Source organism: Sphingosinithalassobacter sp. LHW66-3 (assembly GCF_050703275.1).
GTDB lineage: Bacteria > Pseudomonadota > Alphaproteobacteria > Sphingomonadales > Sphingomonadaceae > Sphingomonas.
Map to the genome: position 1 here is coordinate 1,211,429 of NZ_CP193482.1, position 23,591 is coordinate 1,235,019.

Annotated in this window: 21 protein-coding genes; 12 read left to right on the plus strand and 9 right to left on the minus strand. The window is 67.1% G+C overall.

What is annotated here, in order from left to right; genetic code table 11:
* Window positions 1-33 precede the first annotated feature (33 nt).
* The gene (locus ACQ450_RS05650; RefSeq protein WP_188055716.1) at window positions 34-1,023 is read left to right on the plus strand and encodes an aspartate carbamoyltransferase catalytic subunit; all 990 of its coding nucleotides are present in this window, start codon (window positions 34-36) and stop codon (window positions 1,021-1,023) included.
* Complete coding sequence (locus tag ACQ450_RS05655; protein WP_431470842.1) at window positions 1,020-2,234, plus strand: dihydroorotase; 1,215 nt, start codon at window positions 1,020-1,022, stop codon at window positions 2,232-2,234. Before ACQ450_RS05650 ends, ACQ450_RS05655 begins: the two co-directional genes overlap by 4 nt.
* Before the next feature lie 19 nt (window positions 2,235-2,253).
* On the opposite strand, the gene ACQ450_RS05660 is transcribed toward ACQ450_RS05655, so the two are convergent.
* From ACQ450_RS05660 to ACQ450_RS05670, 3 genes are read right to left on the minus strand one after another with little or no spacing between them, the layout of a single operon-like run.
* The gene (locus ACQ450_RS05660; RefSeq protein ID WP_431470843.1) at window positions 2,254-3,609 is read right to left on the minus strand and encodes an SPOR domain-containing protein; all 1,356 of its coding nucleotides are present in this window, start codon (window positions 3,607-3,609) and stop codon (window positions 2,254-2,256) included.
* Between the two features lie 8 nt (window positions 3,610-3,617).
* Complete coding sequence (locus tag ACQ450_RS05665) at window positions 3,618-4,133, minus strand: hypothetical protein (protein ID WP_431470844.1); 516 nt, start codon at window positions 4,131-4,133, stop codon at window positions 3,618-3,620.
* An 11-nt stretch (window positions 4,134-4,144) separates the two neighbouring features.
* Complete coding sequence (locus ACQ450_RS05670; protein ID WP_431471170.1) at window positions 4,145-4,858, minus strand: AAA family ATPase; 714 nt, start codon at window positions 4,856-4,858, stop codon at window positions 4,145-4,147.
* A gap of 171 nt (window positions 4,859-5,029) precedes the next feature.
* Between ACQ450_RS05670 and ACQ450_RS05675 the strand changes: the two genes are divergently transcribed.
* Window positions 5,030-6,034 (plus strand): SPOR domain-containing protein, encoded by a 1,005-nt coding sequence (locus ACQ450_RS05675; protein WP_431470845.1) that lies wholly within the window; start codon window positions 5,030-5,032, stop codon window positions 6,032-6,034.
* 18 nt (window positions 6,035-6,052) lie between these two features.
* Here the strand turns inward: ACQ450_RS05675 and serB are convergent, their stop codons facing one another.
* Complete coding sequence (gene serB / locus ACQ450_RS05680) at window positions 6,053-6,931, minus strand: phosphoserine phosphatase SerB (protein ID WP_431470846.1); 879 nt, start codon at window positions 6,929-6,931, stop codon at window positions 6,053-6,055.
* A gap of 96 nt (window positions 6,932-7,027) precedes the next feature.
* On the opposite strand from serB, the gene miaA reads away from it, so the two are divergent.
* From miaA to ACQ450_RS05705, 5 genes are all read left to right on the plus strand, one after another.
* Window positions 7,028-7,942, plus strand: coding sequence for a tRNA (adenosine(37)-N6)-dimethylallyltransferase MiaA (miaA, locus tag ACQ450_RS05685; RefSeq protein WP_431470847.1), 915 nt, complete (start codon window positions 7,028-7,030; stop codon window positions 7,940-7,942).
* 89 nt (window positions 7,943-8,031) lie between these two features.
* A complete protein-coding gene (ilvB, locus tag ACQ450_RS05690) occupies window positions 8,032-9,786 on the plus strand; it encodes a biosynthetic-type acetolactate synthase large subunit (RefSeq protein WP_431470848.1) in 1,755 nt (584 codons plus the stop codon).
* 138 nt (window positions 9,787-9,924) lie between these two features.
* Window positions 9,925-10,440, plus strand: a complete 516-nt coding sequence (gene ilvN / locus ACQ450_RS05695; protein ID WP_431470849.1) for an acetolactate synthase small subunit — start codon at window positions 9,925-9,927, stop codon at window positions 10,438-10,440.
* Window positions 10,441-10,558: 118 nt separating this feature from the next.
* Complete coding sequence (ilvC, locus tag ACQ450_RS05700) at window positions 10,559-11,578, plus strand: ketol-acid reductoisomerase (protein ID WP_431470850.1); 1,020 nt, start codon at window positions 10,559-10,561, stop codon at window positions 11,576-11,578.
* Between the two features lie 100 nt (window positions 11,579-11,678).
* Entirely contained in the window at window positions 11,679-12,290 is a 612-nt protein-coding gene (locus tag ACQ450_RS05705) for a YceI family protein (protein WP_188055726.1), read from the plus strand.
* 79 nt (window positions 12,291-12,369) lie between these two features.
* Here the strand turns inward: ACQ450_RS05705 and ACQ450_RS05710 are convergent, their stop codons facing one another.
* On the minus strand, window positions 12,370-15,006 hold the full coding sequence (locus tag ACQ450_RS05710) for a TonB-dependent receptor (protein WP_431470851.1): 2,637 nt from the start codon (window positions 15,004-15,006) through the stop codon (window positions 12,370-12,372).
* 221 nt (window positions 15,007-15,227) lie between these two features.
* Here ACQ450_RS05710 and folE point away from each other — a divergent pair, with 221 nt between their 5' ends.
* The 3 genes from folE to ACQ450_RS05725 are packed head-to-tail and all read left to right on the plus strand — an operon-like array spanning window position 15,228 to window position 16,997.
* A complete protein-coding gene (gene folE, locus ACQ450_RS05715; RefSeq protein ID WP_431470852.1) occupies window positions 15,228-15,848 on the plus strand; it encodes a GTP cyclohydrolase I FolE in 621 nt (206 codons plus the stop codon).
* Between the two features lie 8 nt (window positions 15,849-15,856).
* A complete protein-coding gene (locus tag ACQ450_RS05720) occupies window positions 15,857-16,627 on the plus strand; it encodes an SDR family oxidoreductase (protein WP_431470853.1) in 771 nt (256 codons plus the stop codon).
* Window positions 16,620-16,997 carry a dihydroneopterin aldolase gene (locus ACQ450_RS05725; protein WP_431470854.1) on the plus strand — a complete coding sequence of 126 codons (378 nt, stop codon included), beginning with the start codon at window positions 16,620-16,622 and terminating at the stop codon, window positions 16,995-16,997. The genes ACQ450_RS05720 and ACQ450_RS05725 overlap by 8 nt, the downstream gene beginning before the upstream one ends.
* Before the next feature lies 1 nt (window position 16,998).
* On the opposite strand, the gene ACQ450_RS05730 is transcribed toward ACQ450_RS05725, so the two are convergent.
* Entirely contained in the window at window positions 16,999-18,807 is a 1,809-nt protein-coding gene (locus ACQ450_RS05730) for an SLC13 family permease (RefSeq protein ID WP_431470855.1), read from the minus strand.
* A gap of 122 nt (window positions 18,808-18,929) precedes the next feature.
* Window positions 18,930-20,597: a 2-isopropylmalate synthase gene (leuA, locus tag ACQ450_RS05735; RefSeq protein WP_431470856.1), complete on the minus strand. Its 1,668-nt coding sequence runs from the start codon at window positions 20,595-20,597 to the stop codon at window positions 18,930-18,932.
* 281 nt (window positions 20,598-20,878) lie between these two features.
* Here leuA and ACQ450_RS05740 point away from each other — a divergent pair, with 281 nt between their 5' ends.
* The gene (locus ACQ450_RS05740) at window positions 20,879-21,277 is read left to right on the plus strand and encodes a BLUF domain-containing protein (protein ID WP_431470857.1); all 399 of its coding nucleotides are present in this window, start codon (window positions 20,879-20,881) and stop codon (window positions 21,275-21,277) included.
* Between the two features lie 273 nt (window positions 21,278-21,550).
* Here the strand turns inward: ACQ450_RS05740 and ACQ450_RS05745 are convergent, their stop codons facing one another.
* The gene (locus ACQ450_RS05745; protein ID WP_431470858.1) at window positions 21,551-22,531 is read right to left on the minus strand and encodes a Gfo/Idh/MocA family protein; all 981 of its coding nucleotides are present in this window, start codon (window positions 22,529-22,531) and stop codon (window positions 21,551-21,553) included.
* Window positions 22,528-23,493, minus strand: a complete 966-nt coding sequence (locus ACQ450_RS05750) for an MDR/zinc-dependent alcohol dehydrogenase-like family protein (protein ID WP_431470859.1) — start codon at window positions 23,491-23,493, stop codon at window positions 22,528-22,530. The genes ACQ450_RS05745 and ACQ450_RS05750 overlap by 4 nt, the downstream gene beginning before the upstream one ends.
* Window positions 23,494-23,591 lie beyond the last annotated feature (98 nt).

The window sequence follows — 23,591 nt, forward strand, 5'->3', positions numbered from 1 at the left end:
ATGCCACCGGAGCGCGGCTAGGCGGCAGCTTTAATGCAAGCTTCGGATCATCGCCCCGGCGCCGTGCTTTCCGGCAGCGACGCCTTTCCGCACCGCCATCTGACGGGAATCGCGGGACTTCAGCCGCACGAGATCATGTTCCTGCTCGACGAGGCGGAACAATGGGTGGAGGCGAACCGCACCCGGGCGAAGAGCGACCACCGCCTCGACGGCCTCACCCAGATCAATGCCTTTTTCGAGAATTCGACTCGTACGCTGCTGAGCTTCGAGATCGCGGGCAAGCGGCTTGGCGCCGATGTCGTCAACATGCACGCCGCGCAATCGAGCGTGAAGAAGGGCGAGACGCTGATCGACACGGCTGTCACGCTGAACGCGATGCGCGCCGACGTGATCGTCATCCGCCACGGCAGCTCGGGCGCGGTTCAGCTCATCTCTTCGAAGGTCGACTGCCCGGTGCTGAACGCCGGTGACGGCTGGCACGAGCACCCTACCCAGGCGCTGCTCGACGCACTCACGATCCGCCGGCGGCGCGGGAGCATCGCGGGACAGCGCGTAGTGATCTGTGGCGACCTGCTCCACAGCCGGGTCGCGCGGTCGAATATTCTGGCGCTGACCGCGCTGGCCGCCGAGGTCCGGGTGGTCGCACCCTCGACGCTGATGCCGCCCGCGATCGAGAAGATGGGCGTCACGCCCTTCATCGATTTCGATGCGGCTCTGGAGGGCGCCGATGTCGTCATGATGCTGCGTGTCCAGAACGAGCGCATGTCGGGTGGCTTCATCCCCTCCACTCGGGAGTATCACATGCGCTACGGCCTCACTCCGGAGCGGCTTGAACGCGCGCGTCCCGATGCGCTGGTGATGCACCCGGGGCCGATGAACCGGGGAGTCGAGATCGATTCGAGCGTTGCCGACGATCCCACGCGCTCGGCGATCACCGAGCAGGTGTCGATGGGCGTGGCGGTGCGCATGGCCTGCCTCGACGTGCTGACGCGGCGCGCACGCGGCATCGAGGGCTGGGCATGATCCGCGCCTTCACCAACGGGCGACTGATCTGTCCGCGAGGCGGCGTCCGAACCGGCACGCTGATCGTCGACGGCGACACCATCTCGGCAGCGCAGGAGATCCCCGAGGGCGCCGAGGTGATCGACCTCAAGGGCAAGCTGCTCGCGCCGGCGATCGTCGATCTCGGCGCCTTCGCGATGGACAAGGCTGCGTGCCGAGCGGGTGGGATCGTGCGGCTGGCGCTGATGCCCGATCAATCGCCCGTGCTCGATGCGCCCGGGATCGTCCAGCGGGCCAGCGCGATGGGCAAGCCCGAGCTGTGGGTCCATCCGATCGCGGCGGCGACTCGCGGGTTGGAAGGCACGGATCTGGCCGAAATGGCGATCACCGCCGAAGCCGGCGCGCGGGCGGTCGCGACCGGCCGCAGCTGGATCGCCGACAGCCGGCTGATGCGCAAAATACTGGGCTATGCGCGCGGGTGCGGCCTTACCGTGATCGCCCATGCCGAGGATGGCGGGCTGACGCGGGGCGCCGTCGCCACCGAGGGAGAGACCGCGACTCGGCTCGGGCTTCCCGCGGCGCCGGCGATGGCCGAGGCACTGGCGATCACGCGCGACCTGATGCTGGCCGAGGAAACCGGCGCGCGCATCCACTTCCGTCAGGTCACCACCGCCGCCGGCTTTGACCTGATCCGGGCGGCAAAGGCGCGGGGCACCCGCGTGACGTGCGGCATCACGCCGGCGCATCTGCTGCTGTCAGACATTGCGATGACCGATTTCCGCACCTTCGCGCATCTTTCGCCGCCGCTGCGCGACGAGCAGGACCGACGCGCGGCGCTGGCTGCAGTCGCAGACGGAACGATCGACGTGCTGTGTTCGGGGCATGACCCGCGCGGGCCGGAAGAAAAGCGGCTGCCCTTCGCCGATTCGGCGCCTGGCATGGCGGGTGCGGAGACTCTGCTCGCGCTGTCGCTTCAGCTGGTGCGCGACGATATCGTCCCGTTCGAACGCCTGTTCGCGATGCTCGCAGCCAATCCGGCTGAGGTTCTGGGGCTGGAAACCGGACTGCTGGAGCCGGGAATGCCGGCCGATCTGATCGTGATCGACCCGGACTCGCCGTGGCGGATCAGTGCCGAGTCGCTGGTTGCCAAGGCGGGCAACACGCCGTTCGACGGCCTGCCGGTGCAGGGCCAGGTGCTGCGCGTATTCAAGGGCGGCGCGGAAATCCTCTGAACGCCGCCCTGCGCTTTGCTCAGCGCGAAGCGACCTGCGTATCGCTGCGCACCCAGCTCGCCACCTGATCGCCGGCATGGGCACGCACGAAGCAGGCGCCGCCCGACGACTTGATCTGGCGGCACATCGCCTCGGCTTCGGCGCGCGCGAAGCCGCCGACCGACAACCGATAGAAGCTGCCGCGGCGATTCGAAACCTGCATTCCCGAAGGCTCCGCCCCGCCGAGCACCGAGTAGCGGCCGGAAGCCTGCCGCCAGGCAGTGCGCGCCGCGCCGGCGTTTCGGAACGCGCCAAGCTGGACGTAATAATTGCCGCTCGCCCGCGCGGGCATCGCTACGGCAGTGGTCTGCCGAGCGGGAGCGGGAGCCGAAGCCGGCTGCTGTGCGGCCGCGAGCGCGACATCGCGGCGCGGTGAGGAAGGAAGCGCCTGCACGATCTCTTCGCGCGGGCCGAACACCACGCGCTGGCCGCCGCTGCTTGGCTGCGACGCGAGCACCTGCTCGTCGCGGCCAAGAATCTCCGGCGACACGCCGAGATCCTGGGCGATCTCGACCGCCTGCTCGGGAACCCGCGGCATATAGGCATCGATCGGATCGACCGTCTGCGACACCGCCGCCACTTGAGTCATGCTCTGCGCAAGCGCAAGCTGCTGCGGCTGACCGGCATCCTCGATGGCGCGGACGCCGAGCAGCGTCGCCACCTGATCATAGGCGTTGGTCGGGCGCGCGAAGCTGGCCCAGTCCATGATGCGCTGATCGAGCTGGTCGGGCGGCACATCGACCGCCGCGATCGCCTTCGCATCCTGCCAGCGGCCGGCGAGCGCCAGGCTGAGCGCGAGGTTCTGGCGCGTCTTGGCATCGGCCTCCGGGCCGCGGGCGGCAGGAGTGAGGATCTCGACCGCAGTGACCGGATCTCCGGCAAGCGCGAAGGCAAGCCCGCGGTCGCCGTCGGGGATCGTCGCCGAATGCGCCTCGAGCGTCGTCCGCGCCTCCGCCCACTTGCCCTGCGCGATCTCGGCGAGCGCGAGGTTCAGCGCGACGCGGCCGTTCGCCGGATCAAGCGAGAGCGCATCGGTGAGCGCCTGTCCGGCAGACACGAAGCGGCCGGCCATCAGATAGGACTGGCCGAGCAGCGCGCGATATTCGGGGTTGCGCGGATCATATTGAACCGCCGCCTCGGCGTGGCGGACCGCGCGATCGGCCTTGCCGTCGGCCAGATCCTCGCGCGCCTCGCGCGCTTCGCCGGCGGCGCGGCGCGCGTCTGCGGTCTGCGACGGCGTGGCGGCGGTGGCGAGCATGGCGCTGCCCGAAATCACTGCGCTTCCCAGTGCGAGGGCCGAAAGCCCGTACAGAATGCTGCGGCTTTTCATCATCATTCCTTTCGTCAGCGGCCGTCGCTCGAGCCGAGCTGGCGGACCAGTTCCTCGACGCCGGGCTGCGTCTCGAGGAAGGCGTCGAGCGCCTCGGTAACCAGTTGCTGCGCCGAACGGTTAGAGACCGCCGATGCGAGGCGCAGTCGCAGGTGGCGGTCGGAATCGAGGCGCAAGGTGAAGGCGGTACGGCTCTTCTTGCGGCGCACCTCACGCTGGACGCGCGCGAGCGTGCCCGGTGTCAGCGGGGCCGGATCCGGTGCGGCCGTGGGTTCGGGTGCGGGCGGAGAAATCGCGAGTTCGCGGTCGAGCGCCTCGCGCTGGCGCAGCACCGGCGGCTTCTGTGACGCCACAGGCTCCGGCGCAGGCTCCGGTACAGTGTCCTCGCCCATGTCGTTCCAGCCGAGATCCTCGGCAGCGTTGGGGCCGAGCCCGACAAAGCCTTGCGGACGCATCGCCGGGCGCGCCTGTCCCTTCCGGGCAAGCAATCCCGACGAGAGCGACGCCGCCGACTTGGGAGTGCCGAACATCGCCACCGCCCTCAGCTCACCACACGGCGGCCAAAGCCGCCCGCAGGTCGGGCAGCCGCGAAACCGGGAGCCGCAGCCGGCGCATTGAAGACGGTGCGCCGGAAATTCTTCTCGAGCCGATCGGAGACATAGGCCCACAGCGCCTCGACCTCGCGCGACGACTTGCTGTTGGAATCGATCTCCATGACCGTGCGGCCATCGATCATCGACGAAGCGAAATCGGTGCGATGATGGATCGTCACCGGCGCGACCGTGCCGTGCTGCGACAGCGCTACGGCCGCTTCCGACGTGATCCGCGCCTTGGGGGTGGCGGCGTTGACGACGAACACGAGCGGCTTGCCCGCGCGATCGCACAGATCGACGGTCGCGCCGACGGCACGCAGATCGTGCGGGCTGGGCCGGGTGGGGATCACGATCAGCTCGGCGACGGCGATCACGCTCTGGATCGCCATGGTGATCGCGGGCGGCGTATCGATCACCGCCAGCTTGAAGCCCTGCTGCCGCAATACTTCGAGGTCCGACGCAAGCCGTGCCACGGTCGTCTGGGCAAAGGCGGGAAACTCGGTCTCGCGCTCGTTCCACCAGTCGGAAAGCGAGCCCTGCGGATCGATGTCGATCAGCACCACCGGGCCGCACCCCGCCCGCTGCGCCTGCACCGCCAGGTGCCCGCTAAGCGTGGTCTTGCCGGACCCGCCCTTCTGCGATGCCATCGCCAGAACGCGCATGAACCCCTCGAAATCCCCGTAATCCAGCCTGCCGATTGCCACGACGAGGGATAAGAACGGGTTAACAGGGCCGTGCCGGGACACTTCCGCGTCCAGCGACCATTAAGGAATTCTTTCACAAAGCCTGGTTAACTGCCATTATCCATAAGGCGCGAAGATACGGGAATGGGAATGAAGTCAGTCTGGATCGCCGCGGCTGCGAGCGCCGCTGCCCTGATCGCGCCTGCCGTCGCGCAGGTGGCCGAGGATCCCGTGCGCGAGGGCGTCGAAGCCTGGTCGCGCGGCGACTATTGGGCTGCGGTGGAAAAGTGGCGGGCCCCGGCGGTGGCCGGAAATCCCGATGCGCAGTTCAATCTGGGCCAGGCCTATAAGCTCGGCCGCGGCGTCGATGCCGATCTGGCCGCGGCGGAGGATTGGTATCGCCGGGCGGCGCTGCAGGGGCACCCGCAGGCGGAGGACAATTACGGCCTCGCGCTCTTCCAGAACGGCAAGCGCGGCGAGGCCGTGCAGTGGCTTCAGCGTTCGGCCAGCCGCGGCGAGCCACGCGCGCAGTTCGTGCTGGGCACCATGTATTTCAACGGCGACGAAGTCGAGCGCGACTGGGTGCGCGCCTATGCGCTGATCGTCCGCTCCTCGCAAGCGGGGCTGCCCCAGGCGAACCAGGCACTGGCGCAGATGGACCGCTATATCTCGCTTCAGGAGCGGCAGGAGGGTCTCGCGCTCGCTCGCCGCTACGAGGAAGAGGCCGGGCGGCCTGAGTTCCCGACCGAATTTGCCGGACCCGTATCGCCTCCCGCTCGCGGATCGGTGCAGCCGGTGCCTGTACCGCCCTCGTCGGCTGCAAGCCGCCCCTCCTCGCCCGCTCCGGATCAGCTCGCCCAGCGGCCGGAGCCGGTGCCGATTCAGGCGCCGCCCGCGCCCGCCCCGCCGCAACCGGCGATCCGCGACGGCGGCTGGCGCATCCAGCTCGGCGCGTTCAGCCAGCCGGGGAATGCCCGCGCGATGTGGAGCAATGTCTCCGGCCTCTCGGCGCTTTCCGGCCGTCAGCCCTATTATGTCCGCTCGGGCAGGCTGACGAAGCTGCTCATCGGACCCTATGCCAGCCGCGCCGATGCGAACCGCGGCTGCGCGGCGATGCGCAGCGCCGGCCGCGACTGTCTGGTGGTGGCGCCCTGACGGCGGCCGAAGTCTAAGTCAGTCGACCCAATCGGCGCGCGCAATCCCCTGCGCATAGAGGAGCGCCGTCAGATCGGCGTGGTCGATCCGCGCACCCGCCGCCGCCGCGACGACCGGCTTCGCCCGATAGGCGACGCCCAGCCCCGCCTCACGGATCATCGACAGGTCGTTGGCGCCGTCGCCGACCGCCAGCGTCGCCTCGACGGGCAGCACGCGTTCGGCGCGTGCCTCCAGCAGGGTGCGCTGCTTGGTGCCGCTGTCGACGATCGGCTTGGCCACGGTGCCGGTCAGCCGCGCCTCGGCAATCTCGAGACGATTGGCAATGACTCGCTCGAAGCCCAGCGCCGCGCCGACCGGTTCGGCAAAGCGCGTGAAGCCCCCCGAAACGAGAATGGTCAGCGCGCCGCGCGCGCGCATCGTCTTCACCAGCGTCTCGGCACCGCGCGAGTGCTTCACCCGCTCGGCGAGGCAGCGGTCGATCGCCGATTCCTCGAGATTCTCGAGCAGTGCCACGCGCGCATCGAGCGCTTCGGCGAAGTCGAGTTCGCCGCGCATCGCGCGCTCGGTGACTTCGGCGATCTGCGGCTTGATGCCGGCATAATCCGCCAGCTCGTCGATGCACTCGACCGTGATCATCGTCGAATCCATGTCGGCGACCAGCAGCTTCTTCTCGCGGTGCGCGGCCGGCTGGACAATCGCGTCGGTGCCCGCGATCACCCCTTCGAGCGCAGCCCGCGCCGCCGCGGGGTCCTCGGCGAACGCCAGGTCAGCCGCCTTCTCCGCCTCCAGCCAGACCGTCTCGCCGGGGTCGCAGCCCGCGACCGCCAGACAGTCAGACGCTGCGGAAATGTCGCCTGCGTTCAGGCGATCGGCTGCTATCAGCGTGGCGATGTACACTGTCGTTCGATCTCCGCTCGTGTCGCTGCGCCGCGCTCGCCCTCAGTCGCCGCGCCCCGCTGCTGCGAAGCGCCAGGCCCGCCCGGGAGGAAACTGATGCAGGAAGCGAAGCCGCCCGTCGCGCTCATCGCAGGGCCGACGGCCAGCGGCAAGTCGGCGCTTGCACTCGCCCTTGCGGAAGCGCGCGACGGCACCATCATCAACGCCGATTCGGCGCAGGTCTATGCCGACCTGCGCGTGCTCTCCGCCCGCCCTTCCGCCGAGGAGGAGGCACGAGCGCCGCACCGGCTGTTCGGCCATGTCGACGGGGCGGACTCCTACTCCGCGCCACGCTGGGCCGCCGATGCCCGCGCGGCGATCGCAGAGGCGCATCGGGCCGGACGGCTGCCGATCCTGGTCGGCGGAACCGGGCTCTATCTGCGCACCTTGCTCGACGGGATCGCGCCCGTGCCCGAGATCGATCCTGAGGTCCGCGCCGAGGTGCGCGCACTGCCGGTCGCGGAGGCGCATGCGGCGCTTGGCGAGCGCGATCCCGAGGCAGCGGCCCGGCTGAGGCCGAGCGATACGACCCGCGTCGCTCGCGCGCTCGAGGTCGTCCGGTCGACCGGGCGCCCGCTGGCGGCGTGGCAAGCCGAGCGCACCGGCGGAATCGGCGATCGCGTCCGCCTGACGCCGCTGATCCTGCTGCCGGATCGCGACTGGCTCACCGCGCGCATCGACGCCCGGTTCGAAGCGATGCTGGAGAGCGGCGCCGTCGAGGAAGTCCGCACCCTGCTCGCCCGCAGCGACATCGGCGAGAACGCTCCCGTTCGGCGCGCGATCGGCGTGCGCGAGATCGGCGACTGGCTCGCCGGAACCAGCACGCGCGAGACGGCCGTCGCCCGCGCTCAGGCCGCGACCCGGCAATATGCCAAGCGCCAATACACCTGGTTCCGGCGCCAGCCACCGCCCGAATGGCCCCGCACCGCCGAGACAGATATGAACACAAATCTGCTACAATTTGGAATCTAATTACGTAGGCTCGGCTTGACCTGTAGCTTTTGTGCGATTAGCAGCCCTGCTCCGGCAATGCTATTGCGCATGCGAAGGAGGGAATGGTCGTGACCGAGAAGAGCGGAGCGGACATACTGATCGAGACGCTCGAGGCGCTCGGTGTGGATGTCGTGTTCGGCTATCCCGGCGGCGCGGTCCTGCCGATCTACGACGCGCTGTTCGAGCACCAGTCGATCCGGCACATCCTCGTTCGCCACGAACAGGCAGCAACGCACGCCGCAGAGGGCTATGCGCGCGCCACCGGCAAGCCGGGCGTGGTGCTCGTCACATCCGGGCCCGGCGCGACCAATGCCGTCACGGGCATCACCGATGCACTGATGGATTCGATCCCGATGGTGGTCATCACCGGCCAGGTGCCCACCGGCCTGATCGGCACCGATGCGTTTCAGGAAGCGGACACGATCGGCATCACCCGCCACTGCACCAAGCATAATTATCTGGTGAAGGATCCGGCGAAGCTCGCCGCGATCGTGCGCGAGGCGTTTCACATCGCCACCAGCGGTCGCCCCGGCCCCGTCGTCGTCGACATCCCCAAGAATGTTCAGGTGGCGACCGCGCCCCATGCCGCACCCGATCCGGCGGCGCCGGTCGCACGCGCCACCTATCGCCCGCAGACCAAGCCCGACCCCGCGCTGATCGACACCGCGATCGAGATGCTCGCGGCGGCCGAGCGCCCGATCCTCTACACCGGCGGCGGGATCATCAATTCGGGTCCCGAAGCCTCGCGGCTGCTGCGCGCCTTCGCCGACGCGACCGGCGCGCCCGTCACTTCGACGCTGATGGGGCTCGGCGCCTTCCCGGCGACGTCGGAGCAGTGGCTGGGCATGCTTGGCATGCACGGCACCTACGAAGCCAATATGGCGATGAACCGGGCCGACCTGATCGTCGCGATCGGCGCGCGGTTCGACGACCGGGTGACGGGGCGGCTCGACGCATTCAGCCCGGAATCGAAGAAGATCCACATCGATATCGACCGATCGAGCGTGAACAAGAACGTGCGTGTCGACTTGCCGATCATCGGCGACGCCGGCATCGCGATCGCCGACCTGCTCGAACGCTGGCACGCGCGAAAGGCCGCAGCGCCCGACCTCGCCGAATGGTGGCGACGCATCCAGGGCTGGCGCGCCACCCGCTGCCTCGACTTCGACGAGCCCGAAGGCGCGATCATGCCCCAACGTGCGATTCGGGCGCTGTGGGAAGCGACGCGCGGCCGCGCCCCGATCATCACCACCGAAGTCGGCCAGCACCAGATGTGGGCCGCGCAGCACTTCGGCTTCGAGGCGCCCAACAAATGGCTCACTTCGGGCGGGCTCGGCACGATGGGCTATGGCCTTCCCGCCGCGATCGGGGCGCAGCTGGGCCATCCCGATGCGCTGGTGATCGACATCGCCGGCGAGGCGAGCATTCAGATGAACATCCAGGAGCTGGCGACGGCGACCCAATATCGGCTGCCGGTGAAGATCTTCATCCTCAACAACGAGTTCATGGGGATGGTGCGTCAGTGGCAGGAACTCACCTATTCGAGCCGCTATTCGGAAAGCTACAGCGACGCGCTGCCTGATTTCGTGAAGCTGGCCGAGGCCTATGGCTGGAAGGGGCTGCGCATCGAGGGGCGGCAGGAACTGGAGCCGGGCATCGCCGAGATGCTGGCGCATGACGGCCCTGTGCTGGTCGATTGCCGGGTGGCGAAGCTCGCAAACTGCTTCCCGATGATCCCGTCGGGCGCGGCGCATACCGAGATGCTGCTCCAGGCTGCCGAGGTTTCGGGCACGATGGACGACGAAGCGAAGGCGCTGGTGTGATGACTGAGCGAGCCTCCTTTCCCTTCGTCCCGAGCGCAGGCTCTGCTGAGCGAGGCCGAGCGATCGAGGGACGTGCCACCAGTGCACAGCCAGCGTGTTTCGACTTCGCTCGACACGAATGGATCTTCTGAGGCCTGCATGCACATCACCGAAGAAATCCGCGAGCGGCACACGCTCGCCGTGATCGTCGACAACGAGCCGGGCATCCTTGCGCGGATCGCGGGTCTGTTCACGGCGCGCGGCTACAATATCGAATCGCTGACGGTGACCGACATCAGCGACGATGACCTGGTCAGCCGCATCACCATCGTCACCTCTGCCTCGGCGCATGTGATGGAACAGATCATCGCCCAGCTCGAGCGGCTGGTGCCGGTGCACAAGGTGACCGACCTCACCACCCACGGCCCGCACGTCGAGCGCGAACTGGCGCTGGTGAAGGTGGCGGGCACCGGCGATCACCGGATCGAGGCGCTGCGGCTGGCCGAAGTGTATCGCGCGCATGTCGTCGATGCGACGATCGGCAGCTTCGTATTCGAGCTCACCGGCGGATCGGAGAAGATCGACGCCTTCGTCGCGCTGATGAAGGAAGTGGGGCTGGTCGAAGTCGCCCGCACCGGCGTCGTCGCCATCTCGCGCGGAAGCGAGGCAGCCTGAATTTCGCACGCGGCGCGAACGTGTCTCGACTTCGCTCGGCACGAATGGCTTGTTGAGCCGCACCATTTCCGTTCGTCCCGAGCGAAGTCGAGGGACGTTTCACGAAGGGGACCGAAGAATGCGTGTCTATTACGATCGCGACGCCGATCTGAACCTGATCACCGGCAAGAAGATCGCGATCATCGGCTATGGCAGCCAGGGCCATGCCCACGCCCAGAACCTGCGCGATTCGGGCGTGAAGGATGTCGCCATCGCGCTGCGCGAAGGATCGGCGACGCGCAAGAAGGCGGAAGCCGCCGGCTTCAAGGTGCTGACCAACCGCGAAGCCGCCGAATGGGCCGACATCATCATGATGGTCGCGCCGGACGAGCATCAGGCCGCGATCTATTCCGAGGATCTGCACGCCAACATGAAGCAGGGCGCCGCCCTCGCCTTCGCCCACGGGCTCAACGTGCACTTCGGGCTGATCGAGCCGCGCGGCGACCTCGACGTCATCATGATCGCGCCGAAGGGCCCCGGGCACACGGTGCGTTCCGAATATGTCCGCGGCGGCGGCGTACCGTGCCTGATCGCAGTCGCGCAGGACAGCTCGGGCAATGCGCACGACATCGCGCTCGCCTATGCCAGCGGCGTCGGTGGCGGCCGATCGGGCGTGATCGAGACGAATTTCAAGGAAGAGTGCGAAACCGACCTGTTCGGTGAGCAGGTGGTGCTGTGCGGCGGCCTCACGAACCTCATCATGGGCGGGTTCGAGACGCTGGTCGAGGCGGGCTATGCCCCCGAAATGGCCTATTTCGAGTGTCTTCACGAAGTGAAGCTGATCGTCGACCTGCTCTATGAGGGCGGAATCGCCAACATGCGCTATTCGATCTCCAACACCGCCGAATATGGCGACTACCACACCGGCCCGCGGATCATCACCGACGAAACCAAGGCGGAGATGAAGCGCGTGCTGGACGACATTCAGCGCGGCAAGTTCGTCGGGCGCTTCATCGCCGACAATCGCGCGGGCAATCCGGAGATGAAGGCGGCGCGCAAGCTCCAGGCCGAGCATCCGATCGAGAAGGTCGGCGCCGAACTGCGCGCGATGATGCCGTGGATCGGCGCGGGCAAGCTGGTGGACAAGGAGAAGAACTGACGCCGGCGTTCGCCGGAAACGCAGCGTTGCGCATCGGGGATTTGACGCCCCTGCCTCGCTTGAGGGACAAGGCACCTCCCCAACAGGAGGAGTTTCCCCGATGCGCCTCGTTTTCGCCAGTATCGCCCTGGTCGCGGCCGCGCCGCTGATCGCCGCTCCCGCCGTGCAGGACATGCCCGGCTCGCACGACGTCTCCGCTGTCGAGGGCGGCAGCTATGAAGTCGACGGCAACCACAGCTACGTCACCTGGACCGTCAATCACATGGGCTTCACGCCGCTGACCGGCCAGATCGGCGGAACCAGCGGTACGCTGATGCTCGATCCAGCCAATCCCGAAGCGGCGCAGGTCGACGTGACGTTCGATCTCACTGCGATCTCGCACCCGGTCGACGCCTTCGTGCGCCACCTCAAGAGCGACGATTTCTTCGCGGTGGAACAGCACCCCACTGCCCGCTTCGTTTCGACCGAAGTCGATGTGAACGGCACGCAGGCGACCATCACCGGCAATCTGACGATCAAGGGGATCACGCGGCCGGTCACGCTGGAGGCGGAGTTCTTCGGCGCCGGAGTCAATCCGATGAGCGAGAAGCGCAACATCGGCTTCACCGGCACGACGACGATCAACCGCAGCGACTTCGGCCTCGGCTATGCCACGCCGGTCGTTTCGGACGAGGTGAAGCTCGCGATCGACGCCGCTTTCGTAAAATCCTGACCGGCGCCGTTCCGCACAAGAAAAAGGCCGGGAGCAGCGCTGCTCCCGGCCTTTTCTTTGGCTGTCGCGCGTGCGGCGATCAGAAACCGAAGCGCGCCCGGACTCCGTAGAAGCGCGGCGTACCCGGATAGCCTGCATAGGTCCCGGTCTGCTCGGGAACGGCGAAGCCGGTGATGTGGTAATATTCGTTGGTCAGATTCTCGACGTAGAATTCGCCGCGGATCTTGCCGTCGTCGGTCTGGAGCCCGATCCGGGCGCTTACCAGCGGATAGCCTTCGTTGCGCACCAGACCGCGATCCGGATTGATCGGATCGCGACCCGCGATCTCGACCGCGCTCTGATAGCGCATGTCGACATGAAACAGGCCGTTCAGACGGTTGGTGATCGGCGGGGTCCAGCTGAGCGCCGCGTTGACGACATTCTGCGGCTGGTTCTGGATCTGCCGCCCTTCGAGCCCCGCCAGCGGAGTGCCGGTGAAATCGTTGCTCGAGTCGTACTGCGCATCGAGATAGGTATAGCCGAAGCGCACCACGAGTTCCTGGATCGGCTGGATGATCGCTTCGGCCTCGATGCCCTTCGACGTCGAGGAATCGATGTTCTGGACGACGAAATTCGAGCCGCTGAAGACCAGCGACTGGAGGTCGTTGTACTTGGCGTAGAAACCGGCGACGTTCAGCGTGAAGCTGTTGCTGAAGCTTGTCTTGATGCCGATCTCGTAGGAATCGACCGTTTCGGCGCCGAATTCGAGGTCGCTACCCTGCGGGCCGTCGCCGCCGAGAAGCACCGTGTCGAACGCCGCCTGATCGAGGTTGTAGCCGCCCGACTTGTAGCCGCGGTCGTAGCTCGCATAGGCAAGCACGCGCGGCGAGAATTCATAGGCGAGCTTCACCGTGCCGGTGATCTCGTTCTCTTCACGGTCGTGGCTGTAGTCGCCGTTGAATTCGGTGTTCAGCGCCGGATTGCAGCTCAGCAGGAAGAAGTTGGCGAACAACTCCGGATTCGCAGCCTGGATCGCCTGGCGATAGGCGACCGCACGGGGGTCCTGGCTGTAGAAGAAGCCGCACGTCGCCGTATTGTTGTTGATGCTGGCGTCGAGCTTCTTGCTCTCATGGTTCCAACGCGCGCCGAGCGTCAGCGAAAGCTGATCGGTGACGTTGATGATGTTATGCGTGAACAGCGCGATCGCATCGGTCTTCACGCGGAAGTCGTCGTTGTTGTTCCCCTGCCCGGCAGTGAAGCCCGCGAGCGGCGTGTTCAGATAGTTGAACAGCGGCGACCCGGGAGGCGCTGCGGCCTGCAGCGCGGGGCTGCCGGCATAGAGAACCTGGCCGAAGAGCGGTATCGAGCCCGCCGGCAGCGGAGCGAGGCCGCGCAGCGCCGCAACGACCTGCGGGAAGCTGGGCACTGCGTAGCTGCCATAGAATTGCGCCGGGATGCCGATGCCGCCGGCCGACGGCGGTGCGCCCAGAATGCCCGCGAACAGCGTATCGACATAGGCATTGGCATCGTTTCCGACGCGCACCGTGTCGCGCAGTTCGAGCGTCTCGTTGAGATAGAAGCCGCCGACCAGCCAGTCGAGCACGCCGCCGAACGCCGAGCCCTGCAGCCGCACTTCCTGAGTGAAGTCGGTCAGATCGACGCGGTAGTCGTCACGATAGGCGCGGTCGATGCCCGAGAAATCGATGTCCTGGTCACGCAGCGCGCGCCAGTCGCGATAGGCAGTGATCGAGGTCAGCGAGACGTCGCCGATATCGACATTGAACTCGCCCGACACGCCCCAGTCGCGCACCCGCTCCGAATAGTCGCGGTTCGGCGAAATCGCCTGGATGCGGTCCGACGGCGGGCCGGTATAGATACCGACCAGCCCCTGCGCCGCCGCAACCGCATTGATCGCCGGCACCGTCCGTCCGGCCACCACGTTCACGGCGCCGCAGCAGACTTCGTCGGTCTCGGCATAATCGGCGATCAGCCGGAAAGTCATCGTACCCGTATCGAGCAGCGCCTGTCCGCGGACATTCCAGCGATCGATATTGTTGATGCGACGATCGGTGTTCGCGTCCTCGATATAGCCGTCCCGCTGGCGATAGCCGCCGTCGAAGCGGAGCGCGATCGCCTCCGTCACCGGGCCGGTGACTGCGCCTTCGACTTGCCAAGCATCGTAATTGCCGTAGCTGCCTTCGATATAGCCGCCGAACTCATATTCCGGCTGAGCAGTGAAGATGCTGAGCGCACCTGCCGAGGTGTTGCGGCCGAACAGCGTTCCCTGCGGACCGCGCAGCACCTCGACTCGCTCCAGCTCGGGAAGCTCAGCGAGCGCCACGCCCGCGCGCGAGCGGAACACGCCGTCGATGAACACGCCGACCGCCGGCTCGAAGCCCGGATTGTCGCCGCCGGTGCCGATCCCGCGAATCGAAAGCGAGGTGCCGGTCGCGGCCGACTGGCCCGTGGTCGCCTGAAGGCTGGGGGCAAGCTGCTCGAGACCGCGGATGTCCTCGACGCCCGCATTTTCCAGCAGTTCGCCGCCGACGGCGGTGATCGCCACCGGAACGTCCTGCACCGTCTCGTTGCGGCGCGTCGCGGTCACGACGATGTCGTTGGCGCCCTGATATTCCTGGACTACAGGAGCGGCTTCAGTCGTGGTTGCGTCCTGCGCGAAGGCAGGCGAGGTGACCAGCACCGACAGCGCGGTCGCGGCGAGCAGTTCGACTCTCTTCATGGAAACGCATCCCTCCCCTGGTGCCCGGCGATAGTCTTGCCGTGACGTTGCTTTTCTCTGTGTGCCAACTAACGCTGCATTTTCGAAGCCGTCAACGGGAATGAATGGCGGAACCCTGCGGCTTTGCGCCATTTGGTTCCAAGGCGATACACGATAGCCACAGCGCTTCACCCGCGATGCTCGGGTGCCGTAGCGTCAAGCGGAGAAGGAGGTTTTTGCGGATGCACGACGATCACGACGGACCGGAAGACGGCGACATCGTTTCGGCGATGCCGAAGATTCCCGTGCCCGACGAAGTCGCCGATGCGATCCGGACGCTGATCCGCTGGGCCGGCGACGATCCCGAGCGCGAGGGGCTGCTCGATACGCCCAAGCGCGTCGCGCGCGCCTGGAAGGAATATTGCCAGGGCTATGGCGAGGATCCGGCGCACCATCTCAGCCGCGTGTTCGAGGAAGTGGGCGGCTATGACGAGATCGTTCTGCTCAACGGAATTCCCTTCCAGTCGCATTGCGAGCACCATATGGCTCCGATCGTCGGCAAGGCGTCGATCGCCTATCTCCCGCGCGACCATGTCGTCGGCATTTCGAAGCTGGCGCGCGTGCTCCACGGCTATGCCCGCCGGCTCCAGGTCCAGGAGCGGCTCACCGCCGAAGTCGCCGACTGCATTTGGCAGCATCTCAATCCCGTCGGGGTCGCAGTGGTGATCGAGGCGACTCATGCTTGTATGACCGCGCGCGGCGTGGGTACGCCCGGCGTCGGCATGGTGACGAGCCGGATGATGGGCGTCTTCCGCGAAGACGCGCGCAGCCGCGAGGAAGTGCTCAAGCTGATGGGCTATTGAGAGCGGCGATGCCGGAAACCGTGCTCGTCACCGGCGCCTCGCGCCGCATCGGCGCGGCGATCGCGCGCCATCTCGGCCGGGCCGGTTGGTCGGTCGCGATCCATCACCACGGCTCGCCCGATGAAGCAAGTGCCGTCGCCGCCGAGATCCGCGCGGCCGGCGGCCGCGCGACCACCCTGGCGGGCGAGCTTGAGGACCCCGCCACCCCGGCAGCGCTGGTGGAAGGCGCCCGCGCGGCGTTCGAGATGCCGCTTCGCGCGCTGGTCAACAATGCGTCACTGTTCAGCTGGGACAGCCATCGCCTCGCCGACTATGCGCTGCTCGACACGCATATGCGCGTGAACCTGGGCGCGCCCGTCGCGCTGGCCGCCGCGCTCGCCGCGCAGACCGACCTCGACGAGGGGGCGGTGGTGAACCTGCTCGACCAGAAGGTCGGCAACCTCAATCCGGATTTCTTCACCTACAGCTGCTCGAAAGTGGCGCTCGCCGGCGCGACCGAGATGCTTGCGCAGGCGCTCGCGCCGCGCATCCGCGTCAACGCCGTGTCCCCGGGCCTCACTCTTCCCAGCCTCGATCAGAGCGAGGAGGAGTTCGCGCAGACCTGCGGCGAGAATCTGTTGCGCCGCCGGGTCGCGCTCGACGACATCGCCGCCACCGTCGCGCACCTCCTGTCGGCGCGCAGCATCACCGGCCAGAACGTCTATGTCGATTGCGGCCAGCATCTGGTACGCGCCGACGGCGACGTGATGTTCACGACGCGCGAGCGGCCCGATGCCTGACATGGCTCCGACGCCCGCCCCCGGCCGCTACGTCACCATCCTCGAGGGGCTCGAAGTGACGATGGGCCTCGGCATCCATGCGCATGAGCGCGCGGCGCCGCAGCGCGTGCTGCTCACGGTCTGGCTGAGCTGCGACTATGGCGCGCGCCCGGACGACCGGATCGACGCGGTGGTCGACTATGATTTCCTGCGCGAGGGCATCCACCGGCTCGTCGCGAAAGGCCATATCGAACTTCAGGAAACGCTCTGCGAGGAAGTCGCCGCGCTGGCATTCGGCGATCCGCGAGTCACCGAGGTACGGGTGCGCTCGATGAAACCCGACGTGTATCCGGATGCCGCGGTCGGCTGCGAGATCGTGCGCGGCCGCTGACTCAGAACCAGAAGCTGATCGCCACGCAGGCCGTCAGACCGACGACAACGTTCATCGGCAGGCCGATCTTGAGGAAGTCGGTAAACCGATAGTTGGTCGCGCCATAGACGAGCGTATTCGTCTGATAACCGATCGGCGTTGCGAAGCTCGCGCTGGCGCCGAACATCACCGCGACGATCATCTCGCGCGGATCGACGCCCAGCGCTTCGGCAAGACCGATCACGATCGGAGTCATGATCACTGCGACGGCGTTGTTGGTCACCGTTTCGGTCAGCAGGCTGGTGAGCGCATAGACGCCGATCAGCAGCATCAGCGGCGAGGCGTTGGCGAGCAGCGGCTCGACCCATGAAACGAGCAGCTCCACCGTGCCGGCATTCTGGAGCCCCAGCCCGAACGCCAGCATCCCGAAGATCAGCACGAGCGTGTTGCCGTCGATCGCTCCCCACGCCTCCTCCGGCTCGACGCAGCGCGTCACCAGCACGACCGCCACCCCGGCCAGCGCCAGCGCCTCAATCGGAAAACCGAACAGCGCCGCGAAGCCGACGACACCGGCGAGCGTGAGGATCGCGATCGGCGCCTTGCTGCGCTTGAACGCACGCGCAGGCGCTTGCGTGACCTGCGCGAGATTGGTGTTGCGCTGAAGTGCCGTCGCGGCGTCGGCGCCGGCGGCGATGAGCAGCCGGTCGCCCGCGCGCACACGCACTTCGGCAAGATCGGGGCCGGCCACGTGCCGCGGGCGCGCAAGGCCGAGCACGCGCAGCTTCAATCGCGAGAGGAACGGAATCTCCGCCAGCCGCCGCCCGATGATCGGATGCGAGGGCGATACGACCGCCTCGATCAGCTGGGCATCCGGGTCGCGCATCGGGCCGGCCATGGTGATCCCGCCCCCCACGCCGGTGAGGCCCACCCGAAAATCGTTCGATTCGGCAAGCGATGCGAGCTCGGCCGGGCTCGCCGCCACGACCAGCTGGTCGCCCGGCTGCAGCACCATCGCCTCGAAATCCTTGCGATAGAGCGTCAGCCCGCGCTGCACGGCCAGCACCCGGATGCCCTGCCGCCGCTCGAGCGCGCTTTCGTCGATCCGCTCGCCGACGAAGGCGCTGTCCGCATTCAGCACGAGGTGCGAGAGATAGCTGTCGCTCTCGCCCTGTTCCGCCAGCGGCAGAGCCTCGCGGTCGGGCAAGAGCAGCGGTCCGGCGATCGCCAGGAACACGGTTCCGGCCAATGCGACCGCCAGCCCGACCCCGGTGATCTCGAACACACCGAACGCGGGCTGCCCCTGACCCGCAGCGACACCCGCGACCAGCAGGTTGGTCGATGTTCCGATCAGCGTCAGCGTGCCGCCGAGAATCGAGACGTAGGAAAGCGGGATCAGCAATCGCGTCGCCGAAATGCGCAGCAGCCGTGCGAGCCGCTTGATGATCGGGATCATCACGATCACCACCGGCGTGTTGTTCATGAACGCCGACGCCACCATCGTACCGAGCCCGATCTCACCCAGGGCGAGGCGCGGCCGACGCTGGGTGCGGCGAATGACCCAGCCGGAAACCTCCTCAAGCGTGCCGGTCCGCAGCAGCGCGCCGGAGATCACGAACATCGCCGCGATGGTGATCGGCGCCGGATTGCCGAACACGCGCAACAGTTCCTCGGCGTCGAGAAAGCCGAGCGCCATCATCGCCACGCCGCCCGCGACCGCCAGCACCACCGGCGGCAAGCGTTCGAGCGCGAACAGCACAAACAGCCCAAACAGCAGGATCAGGCCGATGACGTCGCCATGGCCCTCGATCAGCGGGGCGAAGGGATTACTCATTCACACGATCGTCCGCGCCGAGCCCGGTCCCGCGCCATTGCGGGAACTTGATCCTTAGCGGCATCGCCGCACGATCGCGAGCAGTACCGAAGGCGCGGGAGCATGAGGCTGCGTTGGGGCTATCACTCCGCGCCTGCGCGGTTAGCCGCGCTCAGCACCGCTCGGACGCTGGCGGTCGCGACGTCGGCATCCAGCCCCACGCCGAACACCGTCCGGCCATCGGGCGTGCGGCACTCGACATAGGCCGCAGCCTGGGCATCGGCGCCGGTGCCGATCGCATGTTCGCTGTAATCGACCACGTCGAGCGCGGGGCCGGTCGAACTCTCCAGCGCCGCGATCACGCCCGAGATCAGGCCGTTGCCGCGGCCGCTGATCGACTTCTCTGCGCCGTCCACCTGCACCCGGCCGACGAACACCCGCGCGCCCGGCGCGCCATGCTCCTCATAGTCGAGCAGTGCGAAGCGATCGCGCTCTCCCGGCAGATAGACGGCGTCGAACAAGGCGCCGATATCGGCCGCGTTGAGCTCGCGGCTGGTCTGGTCGGCGAGGCGCTGGACGTGGCGGCTGAAATCGGCCTGCATCCGCTTGGGCAGCTTCAGCCCGCGGTCCTGCTCGAGCACCCAGGCGACGCCGCCCTTCCCGCTCTGCGAGTTCACTCGGATCACCGCTTCGTAGCTGCGGCCGAGATCCGCGGGATCGATCGGCAGATAGGGGACGTCCCAATGCGTGTCGTTGCGCGCCGCCTGGGCTGCGAAGCCCTTCTTGATCGCGTCCTGATGACTGCCGGAGAAGGCAGTGAAGACGAGATCGCCGGCATAGGGATGCCGCGGATGGACCGGCAGCGCGTTGCAATATTCCACGGTGCGGATCACGTCGTCGATGTTCGAGAAATCGAGCTTCGGATCGATCCCCTGGGTGTAGAGATTGAGCCCCAGCGTCACCAGATCGACATTGCCGGTGCGCTCGCCGTTGCCGAACAGGCAACCTTCCACTCGATCGGCGCCCGCGAGCAGCCCCAGTTCGGACGCGGCGACGCCGGTGCCGCGATCATTGTGGGTGTGCAGGCTGATGACAACGCTCTCGCGGTTCGGCACGTTGCGGCAGAACCATTCGACCTGATCGGCATAGACGTTCGGCATCGCCGCTTCGACGGTGGCGGGCAGATTGAGGATCAGCGGCTTCTCCGGCGTCGGCCGCAGGATCTCCATCACCGCCGCGCAGACCTCGACCGAGAAATCGAGCTCGGCAGTCGAGAAGGTCTCGGGGCTGTACTCGAAATGCCAGTCGGTGCCGGGCTGCTTCGCCGCCTCGTCGCGCAGCACCTTGGCGCCCGCGACCGCGATCTCGCGCACTTCGTCGCGCCCCATGTTGAAAACGATGCGCCGCCATGCCGGCGAGACAGCATTATAGAGGTGAACGATCGCGCGCGGCGCGCCGCGCAGGCTTTCGAAGCTGCGCTCGATCAAATCGCGGCGCGATTGCGTCAGCACCTGCACCGTCACGTCATCGGGAATCCGGCCCGAGCGAACGAGGCCCGAGATGAAGTCGAATTCGGTCTGTCCTGCCGAGGGAAAGCCTACTTCGATCTCCTTGAGGCCCACCTTCACCAGCAAGTCGAAGAAGCGAGTCTTCTTCTCCCCGTCCATCGGGTCGATCAGCGCCTGATTGCCGTCGCGCAAATCGGTGGAGAGCCAGCGCGGCGCATGCGTGACGGTGCGGCTCGGCCACTGACGATCGGGCAAGTCGATCTGCGGAAAGGGACGGTATTTGGAGGAAGGATCGCGCAACATGAGAACACCTCTGACAGGGCGGGTCCGCGCGAACTCTGCCGCGACGAACGGGTCACTCTGGGTCGAATTTGCCCTTAGAGGCGCACGGCAAGCGGACACGCCCCTAAGGGCGGATAAGTCGTAGCGTCCGGAGGTGCGCGATGCTCATGGAGCGAACATGCCCAAGCGCGACTGCGTTGTCCACAGCCAAACGCCCGTCAGGTTGCGCCGAACCGAGCACTCCTTTCACGTCAATCGCGCCATAATGGATGGTGACAGGTGAAAAGAAAGGGAAGTTCAGGATGTTGCAGCTCGTGTACGTCAGCAGCGCCCGGCCGACAGGCGGCGCGGTGAACGCTGCCGCGATCCTCGACGCATCGCGCCGCAACAACCGCCGCGACGGCATCACCGGGCTGCTCTATTCCGACGGCCGACGGTTTCTCCAGGCGCTCGAAGGCCCCGAGGACGCGGTGCAGCAGACGTTCGAGCGGATTCAGGGGGATTCCCGCCATCGCGCAATCGTCGTTCTCTCCCGCCGCCACATCGAGGCACGCGAATTCGGCGCGTGGGATATGGCGCATCTCGATGAAGCGGCCGAGACCGACTCGTTCATGCGCCGCATCTCGAAGCTCGCGGCCGGCGCGTCACCGGATGTCCGGGCGACGTTCGAAGGCTTTGCCGAGGTGCGCCGGCAGGCGTGAGCTGCGCTGCAGATCGCCGGGCTTCGGCTCGCCCGGCGGCCACCTGGCCGAAGCCGATCGCCTTCAGGGCGTCGGCGTGGCAGCGGCTGCGTTGTCTGGAGTGGCAACGATCTCCGCCACCGGTGGTGGATCGGAATAGTTCGTACCGGTGGTTCCACCGTCGCCGCCGCATCCCGCGAGCAATATCAACACCGACACCGCCACTGCGCGCATCGCCGCTCCTCCCTCACCCCAATCGCGGCACGCTAGCATGAGCGCAGCGAGTGCGACAGGCTAGCGACCATAGATGCGATCGAGCACCGCGGCGACCCGGACCAGTTCCTGTGCAGTCGGATCGAACCGCTCGCCCGCCACCAGCCGCTGCGCCCAATCGACCGCAGCGCGTCCGCCCCAGGCATCCGGCGGCGACGCAAGCATCTCCCGCGCGGTGCCGCGGAAATGCTCGGCAGTGAAATCGTAGAAGGAGCCGTTCACGTTGCGCAGCGCCGCGCCGCCTTCGGTGCCGTGGAAGTCGGCGGCGATCACGGCGTCCTGCCCGGCATCGAGCCGCCACGAACAGGCAAGCCGAACGGAGGCGCCACCTGCGAGCGTGAGCTGCGCAACGGCATAATCCTCGACACGCGCGTCCCCGGGCTGCAGCGGTTCGCCTTTCGCATAGAGCCGGGAAGAGACCTCCGACACGTCCTCGCCGAACAGCCACAGCGCGAGATCGACCAGATGAACACCCAGATCCATCACGCAGCCACCACCGGATTGCGCCGCGTCATAGAACCAGGGTTTGTCGGGCCCATAGGCGTTGTGGAACACCAGATCGGCGGCATAGAGCCGCCCCAGATCGCCGCCGCGCACCAGCTGGGCAATGCGCCGCATACCGTCCGTATAGCGATAGGAGAAGTCGACAGCGAGCAGCCGGTCGGCGGCCCGCGCCGCCTCCACCACCGCCCTCGCCTCGCCTGCCGTCCGGCCGAGCGGCTTCTGGCAGAATACCGCGACGCCGCGCTCCAGCGCCGCGATCGATTGATCCGCATGGAGCGCGCTGGGTGTCGCAATGGCGATGCCGTCCGGCTCGAGCGCAAGCAGCGCGTCGAGGCCGTCGACCAGCCGGGCGTGGGGCGCGAGCTGCGCCGCCTGCTGCGCCATTTCCGGCGAGGGATCGGCGATGCCGATCGCCTCGATCGCCGTGCTTTCCAGCATCGCCTCCATGCGATGCCGCCCGATCCAGCCGGTGCCGAGAAATCCGATCCTAGGCTTCATGCGTAGGTCACCAGCGCCTTGACGAACCCGTCCGGCTTATCCCGTGTCGCGTCGAGCGCCTGATCGAGTTGATCGAGCCGAAAGCGGTGGGTGTAGAGCGGCGTCGGATCGAGCCGGCCGCTGGCCACGGCATCGACCGCTTCGCGGATGCCCTGGAGCGACACCTCGGGATCGCGCTCGTGCGCGTTCACCACGTCGATTCCCTTCCAGTTCCACATCTGCATGTTCACCTGACGCGGCCCGTCCTGATGATAGCCGGCGACGATCAGCTTCCCGCCGAAGCCGACCAGTTCGCCCGAAAGGTCGAGCGGCCATTGCTTGCCGACGCATTCGATCACGCGCGCGCACAGCGCCTCGCCCGTCAGTTCCTTCACCCGTTCGATGATCGCCCAATGATCGTCCATCACGATCGTCTCGGCGGCGCCATAGTGGCGCGCGAGATCGAGCGACGATTGCCGCCGCGAGATGGCGATCACGCGCGCGCCGGCCTCGCTCGCCAGGCGCGTCAGCACCGCCCCCAGAAATCCGATGCCGACGATCGCCACCGTCTGGCCCGCGCGGATGTCGCTGCGGCGAAAGATATTGAACGCGCATCCCAGCGGCTCGCCGGGAAATGGCTGGTCCGCCAGCTCGGGCGGCAGCTTCACCACTGCGTCGGCCTTAGCGATGTCGTGCTCGGCGAAGCTGCGGAACGACAGCGCGGCGACCCGGTCACCGACGGCGAGAACCGTCACGCCCTCACCCACCGCTTCGACGACACCCCAGCCTTCATGGCCGAGATCGCCCGGCTCGGTCGGAAAACGCATCCACTCGGGCCCCTCCCAGGGAGTGAGATTGGATGCGCATACCCCGCAGCCTTCGAGCCGCAGCCGCACCTCTCCTGCACCCGGCTCGGGAATGGGCACAGTCTCGATCTTCATTTCTTGCGGCCCGGTGAGAACGGCCGCTTGCATGTCACTCATGGAGTTCCCCCTTCGCCGAGCCGAACACAGCACGAGGCGAAGCGTTCCGTGCCCGCAACCATTTCCGGCGCAGGCGATTGGACTCCCGGAAACCAAGG